An 18232-nucleotide genomic window follows, 5' to 3' on the forward strand; every position below is an offset into this window, starting at 1 on the left:
CGCGCGTCATGACCTGCACCGCGAAGCCCATCGGCCACTTCAGCGCACGCCGCGCACTGCTCGCCGTGGCCGCGTCGGTGGTGCTCCTTGCCGTCGATGCCCAGGCGCAGGAGCGCATGACCGTACCGCCTCAGGACCGCCCGGTGGTGCTGCGCGGGGCCACGATCCACACGGTCACCAACGGGACGATCGCCAACGGCACCATCGTGCTCGATCGCGGGAAGATCGCGGTGATCGGCGGCACCGACGTGGTCGTCCCGACGGGCGCCAGGGTGGTGGACGTGAGCGGCAAGCACATCTACCCCGGCCTCATCGACGCCTACACCACGCTGGGCATCACGGAGGTCGGCGCGGTGGACGTCACCAACGACATCAACGAGCTCGGCGACTTCAACCCCAACGTGCGCGCCGAGGTGGCGGTGAACGCCGAGAGCCGGCACATCGGCACCACGCGCTCGGCTGGGGTGCTGGTGGCCTTCAGCACGCCGGAAGGCGGCGTGATCTCGGGGCTGTCGTCGGCGCTGTCGCTGGAAGGGTGGACGTGGGAGGAGATGTCGATGAAGGGCGCGGCCGCGCTCAACGTGCGGTGGCCCGACCCCAACGCGCGGCCGCGCCGCGGCTTCGGCGCCGGCCCCGGCGGGCGCGGGGCCGGCGGCCCACCCCCGAAGAGCTACGCCGAGCAGGTGCAACAGATCAAGGACTGGTTCGGCGAGGCGCGGGCGTATCGTGATGCGGTGAAGTCGGGGCAGGACGTGCGCACCGATGCGCGCTACGCGGCGATGATCCCGGCGCTCGACGGTGCGATCCCGGTGGTGGTGGCAGCCGACGGGGCGGCGCAGATCAACGACGCCATCACGTGGGCCAAGGCCGAAGGGGTCAGGCTGGTCATTCGCGGCGGGCGCGACGCGCTCTTCGTGGCCGACCGGCTGAAGGCGGAGAACGTGCCGGTGATCCTCACCTCCACGATGTCGGCCCCCGACCGCGACTACGAAGGCTATGACGGGGCGTACGCCACCCCGGCCGGGCTGCACGCCGCCGGGGTGAAGTTCGCCATTTCCGGCGGCTCCGGTGGGCTTTACAGCAATCGCCTGCCGTGGGAGGCCGGCGTCGCCGTGGCCTTCGGCCTCCCCGAGGAAGAGGCGCTCAAGGCGGTGACGATCAATGCCGCCGAGTTCATGGGCGTCGCCGACAAGGTGGGGTCGCTCGAGGTGGGGAAGGAGGCCACCCTCCTGATCACGACCGGCACGCCGCTCGACATGACGAGCGACATCGTCCAGTCGTACATCCAGGGGCGCGAGATCAACATGATGGACATCCACAAGCTCTTCTTCGAGAAGTACCTGGAGAAGATCAGGCAGCAGACGCCGAAGAAGATCACGCCGTGAGCTGAAGCGGTGCCACACCGCGCCTCATCTCCCCCCGTCGCGGCGTGGGGGCGATGAGGCGCAGGCCGTTGCGGCTGTCGAGCCTAGATCGGCGTGGAGACGCCGAGCTTGAAGCCGTCCGGATCCTTGAACTGGAACGTGCGGGCCCCCCACGGACGATCCGCCGGTTCGTTCAGGAGCGTCCACCCCGCCGCCGTGAGTCGCGCCGCTGCCGCATCGACGTCGGCGGGAGCGGCCACGTTGATCTGCAGGTAGAACCCCTGTCCCTTGATCCGGTCCCACCCCAGCTTGCCGTCGTCCTGGTTGAGGACGATGCGGATGTCGCCGGCGACGATCACCGCGGCGACGACCCGCCCGTCGCGCTCGAACTGGTGCGCCACGGCGAAGCCGAGGGCGTCGCGGTAGAAACGAATCGAGGCGTCGAGCTCCTTGCAGGTGAGGGAGCAGCCGAGGGTGGTGGCGTTGAACGCGGACGGGGCGTTGCTCATTGCGTCGTCAGGAGGAGGGGATGGGAGCGCGTGCAACGGGAGTGCAACGCGCGCAGCTCCAAGTCTACCGGGTGGGGGCGACCGACACCATCCGCCCACCCGGGCGAGGCGGGGCGGGCGATTACCTTTCCCATGGCGCGTCGCCTCCCGCCGTTCGCGCGCGCGGACCGCCCTCGCTCCCCTGCTCTTCTCCCAGCACCGCGTGACCCTTCTCTCCTTCGCCAACGTCGGCCTCTCCTTCGGCGCGACTGAACTCTTCAAGAACGTGGCCTTCACCGTCGCCGAGGGCGACCGGTGGGGAGTCATCGGGCGCAACGGCGCCGGCAAGTCGTCGATCTTCAAGCTCATCACGGGAGAGCTCAAGCCCACGGTGGGGAGCGTGGCGCGCAAGCCCGGCCTGCGGCATGCGCTGCTCGACCAGCACCGCGCCTTCGAAGGGGCAACGACGGTCTGGGAGGCAGGAGCGGCGGCATGGCGCGAGGTCATCGCCCTCGAGAAGCGCATCGCCGAACAGGCCATGCAGATGGGAGAGCTCGGCGATCGCGTCACCGACGAGTTCCTCGAGCAGTTCGGGCACGACCAGGAGCGCTTCGCCGACCTGGGCGGCTACATCTATCACGCCCGCGTCGACGCGGTGCTGCAGGGACTTGGCTTCGACGCCGAGGAATCGAAGACGCGCCTCGTGTCGTCGCTTTCCGGCGGGGAGCGGGGGCGCGTGGGGCTGGCGGCGCAGCTCATTGCGCCTGCCGACCTGCTCCTGCTCGACGAGCCGACCAACCACCTCGACCTCGACACCACGACCTGGCTCCAGGAGTGGCTGCACGACGCCGACGAGACGGTCATCGTCGTCTCGCACGATCGTGCGTTCCTCGACGCCATTGCCACGCACATCGTGCACGTGGAAGGGCGCACGAGCGAGTGGTACAAGGGGAACTACTCCCAGTTTGTCCCGCAGCGCGCCGAGCGACGCCTCACGCGCGAGCGCGAGCTGGAGCGGCAGCGCGCGTACGTGAAGAAGGAGGAGGAGTACATCCGGCGCAACATCGCCGGCGTCAACTCGTTCCAGGCCAAGGGAAAGCGCAAGCGACTGGAGCGCCTCCCGCGCCTCGCCCCTCCGCCGGGCGACCCCGCCGCGATGACGCTCCACTTCGAACCCGCCGAACGCGGCGGCGACCAGGTGATCGCCATCAACGACTTGCGCGTCGAAGTCCCCGGGCGCGTCCTCGTGGAGGACTTCACCACGGTCCTGCGACGCAACGACTTCGTCGCCCTCGTGGGGCCCAATGGCGCCGGGAAGTCGTCCTTCATCTCGACCATCATCGGCGACCGTGCGCCGGCGAGCGGCGAGGCACGGATCGGCGGATCGATCACTGCCGCATGGTTCCGGCAGGACCTCGCCGACCTGCCGCTGGACAAATCGCTCTCCGATGCCGTCCAGGACCAGCGCCCGCTCTGGGGGCGGGGGGCGATCCAGAATCATCTCGGCGCCTTCGGCTTCAGCGGCGACGAGGTCTTTCGCACCATCGGGACGCTGAGCGGCGGCGAGCGGGCGCGCGTGGCGCTCGCGCTCATGACGCTGTCGCATGCCAACCTCCTGATCCTCGACGAGCCCACCAACCATCTCGATGTCGAGAACATCGAGGCGCTCGAGGATGCGCTGGAGGAATACGAGGGGTCGGTGCTGCTGGTGAGCCACGACCGTGCCTTCCTGCGCGAGGTCGCGACGCGGGTGTGGTGGTTCGACGGGACGCGCCTGAGGGACTTCGACGGCCCGTTCGTGGAGTGGGAGGCGGAGCGGGCGCGCAAGACGACCCCCTCCCCCAGCGGTGTGCGCGGCTGACGTCTCATGGAGAAGTCGAAGCCCACGTAGGCGAGAGCACCCGGTTCTTCACCGTCGCGTCCGACGTGAGGTCGGTGACGCGGTGCTGGTACCGGGCAACGATGACGGCGAAGTGATCGCCGGCGGGAAGGGCGAGCCCACCCCCGACGACGGCAGCGCGCATGGATCGAGCCGCGCTCCCTTGCGCCGCACCTCCGTCGCCCCCTAATTGTCGCCTGCGTAGTGGGAAGACCCCACTCCCCCCGGGGGCATCGATGCAGCAGGCCGTGATCGCTCTCGTTGTGGTCGGTTCCCTGCTCATGGCCCGCGCGCCAGGCGATGCGGTGCGGCCGCCCCCAGGGTCGGTGCAGGGCAAGCCCCACTCGCCCCTCGAGCGCGTCGAGCCGAACGACAACACCGTCCCCGCCGGCACGCTGCGGAACGACTCGCTCTTCGTGCGGCTAGAGGTGCGCCGGGGCGAGTGGCGCCCTGAAGCCGATTCCGGCCCTGTGCTGCAGGTCGAGGCGCTGGCAGAGGAGGGTAAGGCGCCGCAGATACCGGGCCCGCTGCTGCGCGTGCCCGAGGGGACGACGGTCGTCGCGACGGTGACCAACCACTTGGCAGACTCGACGGTCATACTGCGAGGCTTCGTGGCACGCCCGTCGCCGCGCGACAGCGTCCCCGTGCGCCCGGGCGAGACGCGCACGGTGACCTTCCTGGCGGGAGTGCCCGGCACCTACCTGTACCGCGTGCGGATCGGGAACGTGGCCGACGCGGTGGAGCGCGACCTCACGGCGGGCGCGTTCGTGGTGGACCCGCGCGGCGCTCATGCGAGCGACCGCGTCAGCGACCGCGCCAGCGACCGCGCCAGCGACCGCGCCAGCCACCGCGCCGGCGACCGCATCATGGTGATCAACATCTGGGGGGCCCCGCGCGACTCGGGCGCATACGACAATGCACTCGCGATCAACGGGCGCTCCTGGCCGTACACGGAGCAGCTGGCCGCCACGGTGGGCGACACGCTGCACTGGCGGGTGGTGAACGCGTCGCTGCGTCCGCACCCGATGCACCTGCATGGCGCGTACTTCCGCGTGGAGAGCAAGGGGCACATCTGGGTCGACACGACCTTTGCGCGCGACCGCCAGCGCGAGGTGGTGACCGAGGTGCTGCGGGGAGGGCAGACGATGCGGATGTCCTGGGCGCCGGTGAGGCCCGGGCGCTGGATCTTCCACTGCCACCTGATGTTCCATGTGGTCGCGCCGATCGCGCGTGCCGGGACGAATCCCGCCGACCTGCACCAGGCGCACGCCGAAGATCCCCGGTTGCACATGGCGGGGCTGGTGGTGGGGATCGACGCGCGACTCCCCGCGGGGGCGCGCGTGCCCCCGCGCGGGCGCGCGCGCACGCTCGACCTGTACGTGCAGGAGGGGGTGCGGCGCACGCGCGCGGCGCGCGCGATGAGCTTCGTGCTGCAGCAGGGCGCTCGCGCGCCGGGTCCGGACTCGCTCGTGCTCCCCGGCTCGCTGCTGGTCCTGACGCGCGGCCAGCCGACGGATGTGCGCGTGCACAACCGGCTGCGCGAGGCGACGAGCGTGCATTGGCACGGCCTCGAACTCGAGAGCTATTCCGACGGCGTCGCCGGCTGGGGCGGAGTCGACGGCGGACGTCCGACGCCATCGGTGCCGCCAGGCGGGCGCTTCACGGCGCGCCTGACGACACCACGCGCCGGAACGTTCATCTATCACACGCACCTGCGGGACATCGAGCAGCTGACGTCGGGGCTCTACGGTCCGCTCATCGTGCTGGAGCCCGGCCAACGGTTCGACGCGCGAACGGATCACGTGCACATCCTCGGCTGGGACTCCGCAGGGGATTCGGTGCAGGCATTGGTGAACGGTGACTCCGTGCGCGGCCCGCCGATCGCCATGCGGGTGGGCGAGGCGCATCGGTTCCGGTTCATCAACATCGGGCCGGCAGAGGCGTTCGCATTCACCATCCGCCGGGACAGCGCGCTGGCCGAGTGGGTGCCGCTGGCGAAGGACGGGGCGACGCTCCCGGCGGCATTGCGCGCGGCGCAGCCCGCGCGCGTGCGCGTGGACGTGGGAGAGACGTACGACTTCACCTTCACACCGCGCGCCCCGGGCGAGTACGTGCTGTCGACCGTGACGACACCGCCGGGGCGATTGTGGCGGCGGGTGCTGGTGGTATCGCCGTAGGGGGCGCGCGAGACGCACGGCTGCACCTCTCTCCCCCTGACCGGCACGCTGGATGCCGCCACCCGGCGAGCGGAGTTGGCGCTCGGCGCGGCACCCTCGGCGGGCGCCGCGCCGCGCAGCCTAACGTGTCAGCGAGAACTCGAGGCCGGCGTATACCGACAGCACGCGGTTCTTGACCACCGATTCGGACTCCAGGTCGGTGAAGCCGTGCTGGTACCTGACCCCCAGGGTCGCGAAATGGCGGCCGATGGGGAGTGCCACCCCACCGCCGACGACCCCGGCGAAGTCCACGCTCTTGATGTCGAGATCGGCGTCGTCGCAGTCCATCGACGCCGTCACCCCTGCACCGGTGCCCTCGAGCTTGCAGCGCACCTTGAAGCCGACGGACGGCCCGGCGTACACGTGCGGGCGGACGCCGCCACCCGTCTTCCCCTCGTATTGCACCAATACGGGGACGTCCAGGTAGTCGATCTTGATCTTGGCCTTGCCCGTGACATCCTCGTCGTCGATCGGCGCCTCCGCCCCTCTGCGCGAATAGAGCAGTTCCGGGCGAATGCCCCAGCCACCGCCGAGCGGCTTGAGGACCGAGACGCCGAACAGGAACGCGGTCAGGCGGTCGGCATCCTCGGCGTCCTTGCCTCCGACGGTGGCGGAGTTGACGCCGCCAAGGATACCCAGCCGTATCGGATCGGCAGACGAGGTCTGGGCCGTGGCCACGGCGGGGATCCCCCCCATCACGATGGCAGCCGCGACCGTTAGGACTCGCATGTGCATGGTGTCCTCCCGGTGACGTGTTGTCGCTTTCGACGCGGACGCGGACCAGCTTGCCCCGCGCCGCGCTCCATCATGACACCCCGCCCTGCCGGCACCATCCGTCAGTCCCGTATTTCGGCGGGGCGGATACCCTACACGTTTTGGCACACATGCTGCGCGCGCCTGCCTGGAGGTCTGGGGCGGCGGCAAGGATGACCCAACGGCGCGATGGCCAGCTGCACTCGATCACTCGCCCCCTAGCGGCCTCGTGCCATTCGTACCAACCTTCGGCGCTCGGCACGCACGCAGGCCCGCCTCCTTCCTGCAGCCGGCCATCACGCCCGTGGCGCCCCGCACAACCACCCACATCCGATCATCGTCAGCTACAAGGACCGAGGAACGCGCCATGCCACATAGCAGCGTCGAGGAGTACAATGCGGCCCAATCGCCCGCCGACCGGGCGATCTGCCAGCTGCTGGCCGAGGAGATCACGCGCCACCTCCCCGAGGCGGAACACAAGATCTGGCACGCCCACCCCGTTTGGTTCCTCGACGGCAACCCGATCGTCGGGTACAGCAAGCTCAAGAACAGCGTGCGGCTGCTGTTCTGGAGCGGCCAGTCGTTCGACGAGGCCGGGCTGGCGGCGGAGGGGACCTTCAAGGCCGCCGAGGCGCGCTATACGAAGGTCGACGATGTCGACACCAAGGTGCTCCAGCGCTGGCTGGCCAAGGCCCGCGATATCCAGTGGGACTACAAGAACATCGTGCGAAGCAAGGGACGGCTGGAGCGGCTGGAGACGTCGCCGGCAAAGCCTGCCCCCCGCGCACGCACGGCGCGGAAGCCGGCCGCCGGTGCAACGGCGGGGCCAAAGACGGGGCCAAAGACGGGGCCAAAGACGGGGCCAAAGACGGGGCCAAAGACGGGCTCCGCCACGCAAGACGCGTCGCGCCTCATCGACCAGCGGATCCGCGACCTGGGGGGATGGCGCGGGGAGACGCTGGCCCGCATGCGGGCGCTCGTACTCGATGCCGCATCAGGAATGATCGAGGAGTGGAAGTGGGACAATCCCGTCTGGTCGCACGGCGGGATCGTCTGCACCGGCGAGGCCTACCAGAAGGTCGTGAAGCTCACCTTCGCCCGGGGAGCCAGCGTCCCGGACCCCTCGCACCTCTTCAATTCCAGCCTGACGGGGAACACCCGCCGCGCGATCGATATCCGCGAGGGGGAGAAGGTCGACGCGCGCGCCTTCAAGGCGCTCGTCAAGGCGGCGGTGGCGCTCAACGGGTCCAAGGACGGCACGGGAGGGACCACGGCGAGCAAGCGCCCGCGCTTGCGCCTCCTCGCCGGTGGCAACCCCCAGGTCGCCAAGGCGGACGGTGACGCCCCCGTGCAGGCGTACATCGCCGCCATGCCGGGGTGGAAGCGTGAGCTGGGCGCGCGGCTCGACGCCATCATCTCGCGCGCGGTGCCTAACGTGCGCAAGGCGGTCAAGTGGAACTCGCCGTTCTACGGCATCGAGGGACAGGGGTGGTTCCTGTCGTTCCACGTCTACACCCACTACGTGAAGGTCACCTTCTTTCGCGGCACGTCGTTGCAGCCGGTGCCGCCTGGGGGCACCCCACGCAGCAAGGACGCCCGCTGGATCGACCTTCGCGAGGGCGACCGGCTCGACGAACGGCAGTTCGCGGCATGGGTGCGGCAGGGCGCAGCGCTTCCCGGCTGGACCCCCTGACGGGTGGCCGTCGCCCCGGAGACGGGGCAACGCCGAGCGCGCCAAGCGCGCCAAGCACGCCAAGCACGCCAAGCGCGCCCGTACCCACAACCTCGACGGCCGGCATTCTCCCGGGCACCTGACACGCGGTGCCCGTGACCTGCAACACGTGCGTTGGCGGCCCACGACATTATCGTGCGCCCGCTCCGCTCGCCCCCTGGCGCGCCGCCGCTCGCACGCACCAAACGTTTGGCCACGCGGTGACGCCCATACCCTGACCCCGCCGTGACTCCCGGAGGCTATCGCGATGGCATCACCGAAGCGCCTGACCGACCTGATCGACTACACCGCGGTCCTGCCATACGATAGCGAGCTCTTCGGCATCTACCAGCCGTTGCTCGGCTGGAAGTCCAAGCGCATCGCCTCCCGCCTCGACGCCGGCTACGACAACGATCGCCGATCCCTCCTGGAGCGGTTCGGCCGGCAGTTCAGCGGGCTCATCGACGTCACCTACGGCGAACGCTGCGAGGTGAAGATCAAGGTGCAACCCGGCGCGGCCACGGCGGTGGGGCTGCGCACCTTCGACAGCGTCCTGCTGGCGAAGCTGGCAACCAAGTTCCCCGCGGGTGAGCGCCTCAAGCCGGCGCTCTGGCAGAAGCTCCTCTCCGCAGAGGAGCTCGAGCGCACCTTCGCGCAGGAGGTCACCCCCGTCTACACCGAGCTCTACCAGCAGCTCTGCAAGGGAGAGGCGACGGGGCGCTTCGAGACACTCGCGCGCAGCCGTGCGCTCGAACCCGATCGCGCCCGGGCCACGTTGGAGAGCCGGCTGCGCTACGAGTCGTCGATGGCCGGGGCGCTCCAGTACCTGGCCGCGCAGAAGGCCTTCGGCACGCTGGCCGACGTCTTCTTCACCACCAGGGACAACGCCGCCAAGGCGGCGTCGCTGCTGCAGGCACTCGGCGCCGCCAACCCCATCGAGGGGGCGCTCGGCCTGGACACGCTCAACCCGCGCGACCGCGAGCACCTGCAACGCGTGGCGCTCTCGCCGATCAGCGTCGTGCACCTCTTCCGGCAGTACTTCTTCGAGCTCGACTCCTTCCTCGGCACGCCGGTCGGCCACGTGTGGATGAGCCCGGGCTCCACCGTGGAGCTGGTCGAGGTGCAGACGCGCCGCGTGGTTGTGGAGAAGACGCTGGAGCAGGCGCTGGAGACGACCTTCCGCAACGAGACGCAGACCAGCACGCAGGAAGAGATCAGCGAGGCGGTGAAGCAGGACAACAAGGACGACATCAAGTTCGGGGCGAGCGTGAGCGCCTCCTACGCCTCGGTGACGGCCACGTCCAGCTTCGACTACAGCCGCAGCCAGCAGCAGGCCCGGGAGGAGTCGCACAAGCGGATGCGGCAGCAGACCGAGAAGCTGTCCAGCGAGATCCGCAAGAGCTTCAAGTCCACGTTCAAGACCATCAGCGAGACGACCGACACGTCGAGCAAGCGCTACGTCCTGACCAACACCACCGACGCCCTCATCAACTACGAGCTGCGGCGCAAGATGCGCCAGGTGGCGGTGCAGGTGCAGGACGTCGGGAGCTACCTGTGCTGGCAGACCTATGTGGACCGCCCGGGCGAGCAGCTGGGGCTCGCCCAGCTGATGCACATCGCCAAGCCCGCCGACCTGGACGGCATCCCGGCGCCGGAAGAGATCCCGATGCTGCAGCCGTTCGCCGAGCAGAAGGTGGTCACCATCCCGTTCATCTCGATCGAGGGGACCGACGCCGACAACGAGGGGGAGGTGTACAAGGACGGCGTCGAAGTGGACGACTCGGAGTGGTTCGGCAACCTCGAGAAGATCCAGTCCGACTTCCCGATGGAGGCGGTCTGCCCGCGCTCGGGCTACGTGCTGGAGAACGTCGAGTTCGACGGCCAGGGGAAGCCGGTGCAGGCATCGCGCAAGGGAGGGATCGACAACGGCGACAACCGCGCCAAGTTCACCTTGCACCTGGACTCGGCGGACTTCCAGGGGCAGAACAGCGTGCAGGTGGGGCTCACCCTGCACTGGTCGCCGGCCCCGGGGGCCAACGACGACGTCGTCGCCAGGAACAAGGCCAACCTCGACGCGTTCAAGGCGCGCGAGGCCGCCGAGTTCCAGAAGGCCTTCCTCGAGACGGCCAAGGAGCGCATCAAGCTCACCCACGAGATCGCGCAGCGCCCCAGCGATGAGCTGCGGGAGGAGGAGCGGATCGTCGTCTACCGCAAGCTCATCCAGGAGATGCTGACGGCGGGCGTCCCGATGCCCGACGACCGGACGCGCCACGTGGTGGCGGAGCTGATCAACTCGATCTTCGACGTCGACAAGATGCTGTACTTCGTGGCGCCCGAGTGGTGGCGGCCGCGTTTCTACGACGCCAAGCAGCAGCTGGAGCCGCGCTCCCCGGCGCGCGAGCTCGTCCGCCGCCTCGACGCCGGCGTGCGGAGCCTGTTGCAGGGGCTCGCGAACGCGGCCAGCAGCGGGAACGCCGCCGCCCTCGCCGCCACCAAGGTCGGCTGGGGGGGCATGGACGATCCCAACCGCGACAACTACTGGATCACCGCCGACTCGCAGCCGGCACGCTTCGGCAGCTCGCTCGGCTGGCTGTTGCAGCTGGACGGCGACAACATGCGCAATGCCTTCCTCAACGCCCCGTGGGTCAAGGCGGTGATCCCCATCCGCCCCGGCAAGGAGGAGGCCGCGATCAACTGGCTCCAGGGGGTGGAAGGGTTCAACGGGATCGGGCCGGCGGACATCTACCAGACCGACAATCCCAACGAGAAGGACATCGACGGCAACCCGCTGAACGGGCAGCCGATGCTCGACGTGATCATGGACCTGGCGCGCAAGATCCGGCGGAAGCACCAGGAGGGAGTCGAGACGGGGAAGTATCCCAAGGAGGACGAGATCGCCGATCCGCAGCTGGTGGACGAGGCGAACGTGGTCACCAGTACCCCCATCGACCGCGTCTACGAACACGGCTTCTATCCGCTGGAGGGGGGCTTCCGGGCCAACGTCGGGGGGAACTACGAGATCTTCGACCAGTGGCTGGAGATCCTCCCCACCGACCAGGTGGTCCCCGTCGAGGTGAAGTACGACCCGAAGACCGGGCGACAGGTCTGATCGTGACCACCGACGACATCTTCTTCGGTCCGCTGCTTCGACGCTGCGAGCCGGAGCTCGTCGTCATCCAGCTCGCCACCTATTCCCGGCCAGACATCCGCTTCAGCGTGAAGCTGGCCGGGACGGGCGCCTGGCTTGCCCACGACGAGCACCCATTCACGGTGCAGGTCACCGAGCGCCTCTTCATCACCTTCGGTCGCATCCGGCCACCGCAGCCGTTCCCCACGGGGGCGCTGCTGGCGTACGGCATCGGCGTGCGCACGGCGACGGGGTGGGACGATGCCCCCTTCGCCGATCTCGTCAGGCAGGAGAAGCTGGCCTACGACGGACAGGCGCTCCCCACGTTCTTCCTGCAGCGCCCGCGCGCCCCCCTCACGGCGTTCTACGGCTCCTGCCGCAAGATCCACGACGCCCACGGCGGGAAGACCGATACCATGGCCGACGGCGACACCCTGGTGGCGCGCCACGTGACCGACCTTGCTCGGCGCCCCGCGGTCATGTGCCTCGGCGGCGACCAGGTATACGCCGACGACGTGCACGACCTGGTGATGCGGCAGGTCATCGCGCTGTCGCGGAAGATCCAGCCGAAGGTCGAGGAACTCCCCGGCCCCGGGCGGCACGTCGGTGTCGGCAAGCGCGCCACCATCCTCAAGCGCTACGCCGGCCTGACCTCGGACGACCTGGACAACCACATGATCCGGCTCGCCGAGTACCTGGCGCTGTACGGGCTGATGTGGAACGTCCGCACGTGGAGCGACCCGCCGAAGGAGCTGGAGCACTTCACCAAGGGGCTCCCCGCCGCGCGGCGGCTGATGGCGAACTGCCCCACGTACATGGTGTTCGACGACCACGACGTCACCGACGACTGGAACCTGAGCGTCCGGTGGAAGCGGGAGGTCTGGGCGAAGGAGCTGGGTCGCCGCGTGGTGGCCAACGCGCTCATGGCGTACTGGCTGTGCCAGGGCTACGGCAACGACCCCGACGCGTTCGGCGACGCCGGCGACCTCGCGGCGCTCGTGGAGGGGCGCGAGCGCCGGTACCCGCAGTGCGAGGAGGCGTTCTGGCGCATCGACCGCTGGGAGTTCTGCGTCCCCAGCGACCCGTTCATCTACTTCCTGGACACGCGCACCATGCGGGGGCACCAGGACCACGATGCCGACCACGACCCCACCGGCCCCGCCTGGCTCAAGACCAAGCCGTCGTGGGACGCCACCATGCGACGGCTGCAATCGCTCACCCGCAACTGGCCCACCACCCGCCCCATCGTCCTCGTCTCCGCCGCGCCGGTCTTCGGCTTTTCCAGCATCGAGTGGCTGCAGCGCTTCATCTCGTTCTTCATGGGCGACTACAAGTACGACTACGAGAACTGGGCGGCCAACGAGGAGCACCTCCACCAGTTCCTGCGCCTGATGGCCGGGCGCAACGTCGTGCTCCTGTCGGGCGACCTGCACTACGGCTACTCCTCGACCGTGCGCTACACCGTCTTCGACAGCCTTGCGCACCGCGCCGGGCCCAGGCGGACCTCTCCCACCGGTGTCCTGCACCCGGCGCCCGCCGGCGCGACTCCGACCTACGATCCCGTCAGCACCGTGCAATTCCTGCAGCTGACGAGCAGCGCCATCAAGAACTACGCGAGCAAGTTCCTCAAGTTCGTCTCGCGCTTCTCGGGGTCGCCCGTGGGGACGATCGTCGACGACGACGGGCGCTCGGCCTACGGGAGGTTCGAGAACGGCGTCTTCGTGGTGCTGGAGCAGGACGAGAACGGGAGCGGCTTCTCCCTGGTGCAACGGACCCGGCAGGAGGTGCGCCCGGCCACCTACTTCCGCCAGCGCATCGCCGACGCGTACAACAGCGGCTACCTCGAGGGGCACAACCTCGGCATGGTCCGCATCCGCGACTCGTCGGTGGAGCACTCGTTCCTGACGCCGGGCGGTGTGGCGTCGCAGCGGAGCTGGGACTTCTCGAACGCGCGGTACTGGCAGTAGCGGGGGGGCGGCGGCGATGCGGCGGGCACAGCGAATCCGCGAAGGCTTCCGGGACATCCAGCTTGCGTCGGCCGCCGGCAGCACCGACCTTTGGGCGCCGAATCGCGTGAGATGGAGCTGGCGTCACCGGAGCCCCCCACACCGCTCTCCCCTCCCAACCGCGGAGCACGCCGTGAATCCCCTCATCCGCAATGTCCTGGCCGTGGTGGCAGGCTTCGCCGTCGGCAGCGTGGTCAACATGGGGCTCGTCACGGTGAGCGGGAGCATCATCCCCCCGCCGGCCGGCGCCGACGTCACGACCACGGAAGGGCTGAAGGCCTCGATGCACCTGTTCCAGCCCAGGCACTTCCTCTTTCCCTTCCTCGCCCACGCGCTGGGGACGCTCGTGGGTGCGACGGTCGCCGCGCTGGTGGCCGTCAGCTACAAGCGGCGGCTCGCCCTCGTCATCGGCGTGCTCTTCCTGGCGGGGGGCGTGACGGCGGTGTCGATGCTGCCCTCGCCCATGTGGTTCAACGTCGTGGACCTGGTGGGGGCGTACCTCCCGATGGCGTGGCTCGGCGGGATGCTCGGCGCGCGAAAGGCCACCGCGGCCCCTGCCTAGGGGAGCGACCGCGCACGCCGCAGCGTGCGCCGCAGCATGCGCGGTCGCCACGGCATCACGCCGCCAGCAGCTCCCGCTCCAGCCGCGCGTAGCTCGCCTCCATCCCCTTCGTCATCCCCGACCCGAGGACCATGTCACGCACCTCCTTGCTGGGGTACGTGATGATGAGGCTCATCAGCGTCCCCTCCTGCAACGGAGTGAGCGTCAGCTCGTTGCGCGTGCCGGGCCCCGGCATCCCGATCATCTGCTCGGACGTCACCGCGCGGTGCGGCGGCGCGCTCTCCAGCAGCTCGCCCTCGAAGCCGAAGCGCTGCGAGCCGTCCGTCTTCTCCCACTCGTAGCGGTAGCGCTGGCCGACCGCGGTCGCGACCTCGCACACCGGCATCGTCCATCCATCGGGGCCCAGGAGCCATCGCCGCATGAGCGCCGGCTCGTGATGCGCGCGCCAGACCTGCTGCGCGCTCCCGCGGATGATGCGGCTCACGCGCACCTGCGTGTCGCTCAGGAGCTGCGCGTCGGTGCCACGGCTCGCCGCGAACGAGGCGAGGTCGGCCAGCACCGCATCGACCTGCCCCATCGCCGAGCGCATCCCTTCCATCATCCCCATCTGCACCAGCTGCTCCATCGCCTCGAGGCTGGGGAAGGTCGTCACGCTCCTGAAGCGCGACCCGGTGGGCGTGGACTCGAAGTGGAAGACCATGCGCATGGTGGGCATGGAGTCGTTAGGCGTGCCGTCGGCGTCGCCGAAGCCATCCTCCAGGTCGAGGCGCTTGTAGGGCTCGACGGCCAGGTAGCGGAACCACCCGTGCGACATCGCCCCGTCGGGGCCCGTCATGTAGTAGTGCGAGCGCCCCCCCACGGCCATGTCGTGGCGCGTGAAGGTGGCGGGCCACTGCTCGGGGCCCCAGAAGCGCTCCAGCTGCCGCGGGTCGGCATATGCGTCCCAGAGCCGTTCCACCGGGACGGGGTAGTCGGCGACGACCGTGAGGGTGAGGTCGTGCGCGTTGGAGGAGACGTCGGTGATCGGCATGAGGGGGTTACTCCTTGCGTGGACGTGGTTCGGCGAGAATGGCGTCGAGCTGGCTGAAGCGGGACACCCAGAGCTGCTCCAGCTGGGAGAGGAGCGCGCGTGCCTGCGCGAGCCGCTCCGGATTGCCGCGGACGATGCGTTCGCGCCCGTGCGGATGCTTGGTCACGAGCCCAGCCTCCTCGAGCACGGCGACGTGCTTCTGCACGGCCGCGAACGACATGTCGTAGTGCGAGGCGAGCGTCGAGACGGATGCCGGCTCATCCGAGAGCAGGCGCGCCACGATGTCGCGTCGCGTGGGGTCCGCGAGGGCGCGAAAGAGGCGATCGATCTCGCCATCGGGGAGTGAGAAACGTACAACCATATGGTTGTATGATATCTCCCACGGGCCCGACGCGCAAGAGGGCGTGCGGCCACACACCGCCGGGATGTCGCATGCGGTCGGGTGCAGCACCGGATGTCCGTTTCGTGCCCGACGCGTGGATACCGCGTCGATCCAGCGACCCCCCTCAGTCGTATCGCAACGCCCGCATGGGTTGCGTCCGGCTGGCCCGGCGCGCCGGGATCCACCCTGCCCCGAACGCCACCGCCGCCAGGAGCAAGACCGCGGTCGCGAAGACGAACGGATCGTGCCCCTCCAGCCCGTAGAGGAGCGACTGCGCCGCACGCCCCAGGCCGAACGCTCCGAGCGCCCCCAGCGTCGCGCCGACGGCGACCATCACCCCGACCTGCCGCAGGATCATCCCTCGCACGCGCCCGACATCCGCGCCCAGCGCCATCCGCACGCCGATCTCGCGCGTCCGCTGCGCCACCGAATAGGCCAGGACGCCGTACAGCCCCACCGCCGCCAGCAGCGTCGCCAGGCACGCGAACGCGGCCGAGAGGATGGAGATCATCCGGTCCAGGAAGATGTTCTCCCGCAGCTGCTGGGGCATCGTCTTGAGCTCCTGCACCGGGAGCGCGGGGTCGATCCGCTTCATCATGCGCGGGATCTCCGCGATCAGCTGGTCGCTGGATAGCCGCGTGCGGGTGTAGAAATACATCTGCCCCAGGATCCCCTCCTGCATCCATGGCAGGTAGAAGACGGGCTGCGGCTCGCGCTTGGCGTCGTTGTAGGCAACGTTGGGCGCCAGCCCCACGATCTGGATGCCTAGCGAGTCGTTGCCGCTGGCGCGCCCCATGAACTTGCCGACCGCGTCGCGCCCCAGCCCGAACTTCTCGGCGAAGGCCAGGTTCACCACCGCCACCCTCGGCGCCCCGGACTGGTCGGACGCGTGGAAGTCGCGCCCCGACAGCATCGAGGCGCCGATCATCGCGAAGTAACCTGCCCCCACCGCGGTGTAGCGCGAGTCGCAGTCGGTGTCGGGGAGGCACTCGAACCCTTGCACCCGCACGCCGTTCCCCCAACTGTCGCCCGACAGGAGCGGGACGAGCGAGCTCGTCACCCCGGTGACGCCGGGCAGGGCGCGCAGCTCGTCCTCGATGCGGGCGTAGAGCACCTTGGCGCGCAGGGTGTCGTAGCCCGCACGCAGGGGGGCGATCGAGAAGGTCGCGACGCTGTCGATGCGGATCCCGAGGTCGACGCGGCTCACGTTGACCAGGCTCTTGAGGAAGAGCCCGGCCGAGACGAGGAGCGCGGTGGAGAGGGCGATCTGCGCGACCGCGAGCGCCGTGCGGAAGCGCGCGGCCACGCCACCGCCGGCAATCTGTCCGGCCCCGGCGCGGATCGATGTGATGAGGTCGGGGCGCGTGGAGTGGAGCGCGGGGAAGAGGCCGAAGAGGAACCCCGTCCCCACGGCGAGCGCCGCCGCGAAGAGCAGCACCGGTGCCTGCACCCGGAACTCCAACGACATCGCCCCCTCGGGGGGGAGGAGACCGGCGATCCCCTGCAGCGTCCACCGCGCCACCAGCAGGCTCACCACCCCGCCGAGCATCGCCAGGACGAGCGACTCGACCAGCAGCTGCGAGACGAGCCGCTTGCGGCTGGCGCCTAGCGCCAGGCGCACCCCCATCTCGGTGGCGCGGCTCGCGCCGCGCGCGAGGAGGAGGTTGGCGATGTTCGCGCAGGCGATGAGCAGCACCACGGCGGTGATGGCGAAGAGCATCACCAGCGGCGTGCGCGCCTCGCCCTGCATGCTGCTCTGCCCACGGGCGCCCGGCTCCAGCACCACGCGCTTGGCCTTGAAGCGCGCCATCGTCGGCTCGCTCATCCCCCGCTGCAGCGGCGCCTCCACGTCGGCCAGGATCGGCGCGACGACGCGGTCCAGCCCCGCCTTCGTGGCCTCCATCGACATCCCCGCCTTGCGTCGCCCGAAGACGTACACCCAGTAGTCGCGCCGATTCTCGAGGCCATTGTACGCCCCCACCCACACGCGCGACTGCATGGGGATGTACACCAGCGGGCGCGCGCCCAACGTGTTCCCCTCGAACCCCTCGGGGGCGACCCCCACGATGGTGTACGGCCGCCCGTTGATCCGCAGCAGCTCCCCCAGCGCGTCGCCCTTCCCGCCGAAGCGGTCGCTCCAGAAGCGGTGGCTGATCACCGCGACCATGTTGTCCGCCCCCGGCTCGTTGTCCCGCGGCTGGAGGAGGCGCCCTAACGCGGGGCGCAGCCCGAGCGTGGCGAAGTAGCCCCCCGTGACGAAGATCCCCTCCCCAACGGCCGGCTCGTCGCCGAGGGCGATGCTCGCCCCGAAGATCCGGTGCCCGGCGATCCCGGCCAGCGCCGTCTGCGTGCGCTCGAGGTCGCGCAGCATGGGATAGCTCCAGATCAAGCCGTCGCCGCACCCCGACTGGTTGCAGGAGTCGCTCCCCTGGATGGGGCCCGGGAGCTTCAGGTTGACCAGCTGCTCGGGCGCCTCGACCGGGAGGGGGCGCAGCAGAACCTGGTCGAACAGCGAATAGATCGCCGCATTCGCACCGATGCCGAGCGCCAGCGAGAGGATGGCGACCGCGTTGACGAATGGCGTCGTGCGGAGGGTGCGGAACGCGTAGCGGAGGTCGCGCATCGGTCTGGAGGGGGTGGAGGGCAGTCCCGGGTGCCATGGTTCGACAGCCTCCACACGGCCGATGGTTTGGACCCCGGCCGTGGCACCACCC

General features: G+C 69.6%; 12 protein-coding genes. 7 read left to right on the forward strand and 5 right to left on the reverse strand.

The window, feature by feature from the left end:
• Positions 1-8: 8 nt before the first annotated feature.
• Positions 9-1385, forward strand: coding sequence for a hypothetical protein (locus ABS52_15590; protein ODT02021.1), 1377 nt, complete (start codon positions 9-11; stop codon positions 1383-1385).
• An 83-nt stretch (positions 1386-1468) separates the two neighbouring features.
• On the opposite strand, the gene ABS52_15595 is transcribed toward ABS52_15590, so the two are convergent.
• Positions 1469-1873 carry a hypothetical protein gene (locus ABS52_15595; protein ODT02022.1) on the reverse strand — a complete coding sequence of 135 codons (405 nt, stop codon included), beginning with the start codon at positions 1871-1873 and terminating at the stop codon, positions 1469-1471.
• A 202-nt stretch (positions 1874-2075) separates the two neighbouring features.
• Between ABS52_15595 and ABS52_15600 the strand changes: the two genes are divergently transcribed.
• Both ABS52_15600 and ABS52_15605 read left to right on the forward strand, forming a co-directional pair.
• Positions 2076-3713 carry a hypothetical protein gene (locus ABS52_15600; GenBank protein ID ODT02023.1) on the forward strand — a complete coding sequence of 546 codons (1638 nt, stop codon included), beginning with the start codon at positions 2076-2078 and terminating at the stop codon, positions 3711-3713.
• Between the two features lie 254 nt (positions 3714-3967).
• The gene (locus tag ABS52_15605) at positions 3968-5908 is read left to right on the forward strand and encodes a hypothetical protein (protein ID ODT02024.1); all 1941 of its coding nucleotides are present in this window, start codon (positions 3968-3970) and stop codon (positions 5906-5908) included.
• A 120-nt stretch (positions 5909-6028) separates the two neighbouring features.
• Here ABS52_15605 and ABS52_15610 read toward each other — a convergent pair whose 3' ends face one another.
• Positions 6029-6643 (reverse strand): hypothetical protein, encoded by a 615-nt coding sequence (locus ABS52_15610; protein ID ODT02025.1) that lies wholly within the window; start codon positions 6641-6643, stop codon positions 6029-6031.
• A 1348-nt stretch (positions 6644-7991) separates the two neighbouring features.
• Between ABS52_15610 and ABS52_15615 the strand changes: the two genes are divergently transcribed.
• The 4 genes from ABS52_15615 (at position 7992) to ABS52_15630 (ending at position 14106) form a co-directional block, all read left to right on the forward strand.
• Entirely contained in the window at positions 7992-8393 is a 402-nt protein-coding gene (locus ABS52_15615; GenBank protein ODT02032.1) for a hypothetical protein, read from the forward strand.
• 286 nt (positions 8394-8679) lie between these two features.
• The gene (locus tag ABS52_15620; GenBank protein ID ODT02026.1) at positions 8680-11520 is read left to right on the forward strand and encodes a hypothetical protein; all 2841 of its coding nucleotides are present in this window, start codon (positions 8680-8682) and stop codon (positions 11518-11520) included.
• A 2-nt stretch (positions 11521-11522) separates the two neighbouring features.
• Entirely contained in the window at positions 11523-13505 is a 1983-nt protein-coding gene (locus ABS52_15625) for a hypothetical protein (protein ODT02027.1), read from the forward strand.
• Positions 13506-13677: 172 nt separating this feature from the next.
• A complete protein-coding gene (locus ABS52_15630) occupies positions 13678-14106 on the forward strand; it encodes a hypothetical protein (protein ODT02028.1) in 429 nt (142 codons plus the stop codon).
• 55 nt (positions 14107-14161) lie between these two features.
• On the opposite strand, the gene ABS52_15635 is transcribed toward ABS52_15630, so the two are convergent.
• The 3 genes from ABS52_15635 to ABS52_15645 all read right to left on the reverse strand — a co-directional run bounded on the left by ABS52_15635 (position 14162) and on the right by ABS52_15645 (position 18141).
• A complete protein-coding gene (locus ABS52_15635) occupies positions 14162-15136 on the reverse strand; it encodes an ATPase (protein ODT02029.1) in 975 nt (324 codons plus the stop codon).
• A gap of 7 nt (positions 15137-15143) precedes the next feature.
• Positions 15144-15497: a transcriptional regulator gene (locus ABS52_15640; protein ID ODT02030.1), complete on the reverse strand. Its 354-nt coding sequence runs from the start codon at positions 15495-15497 to the stop codon at positions 15144-15146.
• Between the two features lie 145 nt (positions 15498-15642).
• A complete protein-coding gene (locus ABS52_15645; GenBank protein ODT02031.1) occupies positions 15643-18141 on the reverse strand; it encodes a hypothetical protein in 2499 nt (832 codons plus the stop codon).
• Between the last annotated feature and the right edge of the window lie 91 nt (positions 18142-18232).

It is taken from the genome of Gemmatimonadetes bacterium SCN 70-22 (genome assembly GCA_001724275.1).
Lineage (GTDB): Bacteria > Gemmatimonadota > Gemmatimonadetes > Gemmatimonadales > Gemmatimonadaceae > SCN-70-22.